At 37.1% G+C, this 3,045-nt stretch carries 1 protein-coding gene; it reads left to right on the forward strand.

The genetic code is table 11. The annotated features are described in order from the left end of the window. Window positions 1–140: 140 nt before the first annotated feature. Window positions 141–2,519 (forward strand): DEAD/DEAH box helicase family protein, encoded by a 2,379-nt coding sequence (locus JOD01_RS19525; RefSeq protein WP_420829105.1) that lies wholly within the window; start codon window positions 141–143, stop codon window positions 2,517–2,519. Window positions 2,520–3,045: the final 526 nt, after the last annotated feature.

A 3,045-nucleotide genomic window follows, 5' to 3' on the forward strand; every position in this document is an offset into this window, starting at 1 on the left:
TGTCCGACCTGCTCATTTCGGCGTTGGGTAGGGTGTTTTCCTCATTTTTCATGCTGAAGAGATGGTTGCAACTGACCTAAATCACCAGACTTTTAGAAAAAGGATTAAAGAATTTCTTCGTACTAGCACCTAATCTGACAATTTACAACAAACTTATACAAGATTTCACTCCTAATACACCGAAGTACGTTTTCAAAGGTATTTCACAATTTACTACCAATCCCCCAGTTATTATTACTGGGGAAAATTATGAAGAAGCAAAAAGCATACGTAATTCATTATTAGATACTAGCGAAGAAATTCACATAAACATATTTAACATATCAAAGATAAACTCTGAGGTGCGTGGGGGGAAAGCCCCGAGAATAAAACGTCTAAGTGAGTATATAGGTCAAAGCTATTTTGAATACCTATCTTCACTCCCAGATTTGGTACTCTTAATGGATGAATCCCACCGCTATAGGGCATCTGCAGGTGTAAAGGTATTAAATGAATTAAATCCGGTATTAGGTTTAGAATTAACGGCAACACCTCAGGTTGAAACGGGAACAAGAGCAATTCCATTCAAAAATGTTATTTATAGCTATCCTCTACATAAAGCAATGGAGGATGGTTTTGTAAAAGAACCGGCGGTGGCGACTCGAGAAAACTTTAATCCATCTCAGTATTCTGAAGATCAATTAGAAAGAATAAAGCTTGAAGATGGTATTACGATTCATGAAGAAACAAAAGTTGAATTAGAAGTATACGCTAGACAAAATAAACAACCGATTGTAAAGCCTTTTGTTCTAATTGTTGCTCAAGATACAGATCATGCGACCCACTTAATGAAAATAATTCAATCTGATGAGTTTTTTGACGGACGGTACAAAAACAAGGTTATTACTGTACATTCAAACCAACGTGGGGAGGAGAAAGATGAGACAATTCAACAGTTAATGGCTGTAGAAGATCCTTCTTCGGAAACTGAAATTGTTATACACGTAAATATGCTTAAGGAAGGTTGGGACGTTACTAACCTCTATACTATTATTCCTTTAAGAGCGGCTAATTCTAAAACCTTGGTGGAGCAATCCATAGGTAGAGGATTAAGGTTGCCATATGGCAAAAGAACTGGAGTACCGTCTGTGGATCGCTTAACTATCATAGCCCATGATAAATTTCAAGAGATCATTGATGAAGCAAACAATCCAAACTCAATTATTCGACAAGGGGTAGTAATTGGTAAAGACGTAGCAAAGGAACAGAAAAAAGCAATTACCGTGGCACCAATTCTTGAAGAACGAGTAACCCAGAAAATCGAGGATCAAATCCAGGAGTTATTTAATGATAAAATGAATGAAACTCCAAATCAGACCCCAACATCAACAATACGACAAGTAGTTGAACTGGTTCAAAAGAGGGTTGAATCATTAGAATATTTACCTACCTCTAAGGAGTTGAGTAAAGAAGAAGTAAAGCAAAGAATAATAAGAGAAGTAAAAGAGGCCTATCTTTCTGAAGAACTTGACCTATTCCCAGAAGAAAAGGACAATTTAGTCAAACATACTGTAGAAGTGTACGTTGAACAGTTGATCAAGCACACGATTGACATACCCCGTATAATAGTACAACCAGTAGGTGAACTTGGATGGGGGTATCATGACTTCGATCTTGATACAAGTGGCATCCAACTCCAACCAGTTGAGGACGATATTCTAATACAACATTTACGTACACATGAGCGGGATACGATAAAGCGTAAGGATTTATCTTATCAAGAAGAGAAATTAGAAGATTATCTTGTGTCTGCATTAATGGACTTCCCTGATGTATCTTACGATGATCATGCTGACCTACTTTATAAGTTAGCTAGTCAATTAGTTGAGCACCTCAGAAGCTATTTGGCAGATGATCGTGCTGTAGAGAATGTGTTGATGTACAATCGCTTGCGTTTAGCTGATCTTGTACATCTGCAAATGAAGGATCATTTTTATCAACTAGCTACTGATTATGAGGTTAAAATTAGTAAGGGATTTGAACGGCCAAAAGAGGTGCATTATACCACTATTCTAGAGGAAGGTGTTCGTCATTTCCGCCAGCAAGTCGAAGACAAGTCTAAAATCAAAAGCTTGGTATTCGGTGGTTTCTTAAAGTGCCTTTATCCTACCCAGAAATTTGATTCAGACAGTGAGCGTCGCTTTGCTGTTATATGTGAGAATGATGCAAATGTTTTAAAGTGGTTTAAGCCTTCACTTGGCCAATTAAAGATTTATTATGGTCATAGTTCTACGTACAATCCAGACTTTGTTGTGGAAACAACTTCTCATAAATACATTTGTGAAATCAAAAGTGAAGCAGAGATGGATGATAAGGTCGTTCAGGATAAAGCTAAAGCCGTAGTAAATTGGTGTAAGCATGCTTCTGAGCATGAAAGACAGCACGGTGGTAAGGAATGGTCGTACCTTCTTATCCCACATAATGAAGTTCAAGAGAATATGACTATTGAAGGTTTTAACGCGAGATATATTAGAAAGTAAGGATTCAAAAAAGTAAAGTTATGAGGTAGGAAGGGAGTAAATTTCCCTTCCTACATTTTTTCATTATGGAATCTACAAAGTAATAACTTTAATGGCTAGATGTGAATTATGACAGATGCACTTGAATAGGATACACCCCGGTTCTGTATTAGAGAAAGCACCACAATAGGTGCTTTTATTGTTTATTAGGAGGGGGTTTAACGGCAAGTAGTATCAAAATTGTAGTTTTGTTGGTCTGTTTAATTGATGGTAATGGGTAGCCATACTGTTCCGTGTAAACATACATGAATTACTGCGAGTGTTGCGTAGTGAGCTATGATATATGTTCTTCTTGTCGTACTCTGAAGGTAATTGGAGATTTTTGGAGTATTTTATCAAAGGCCATATATTAGATTTATCGGAGGGTGATCAAATGGACAAAGGTGCTCATTATTACTGTTTATGGCAGACTAAAAATGTAGGTTATGGCAGTTAATTTATGCAGACCCGTAGGGGCTGCATAAATTAAAAAACCACTTGCCAACAT

The sequence above is a fragment of the Brevibacillus fulvus genome, assembly GCF_016908525.1.
GTDB lineage: Bacteria > Bacillota > Bacilli > Brevibacillales > Brevibacillaceae > Brevibacillus_G > Brevibacillus_G fulvus.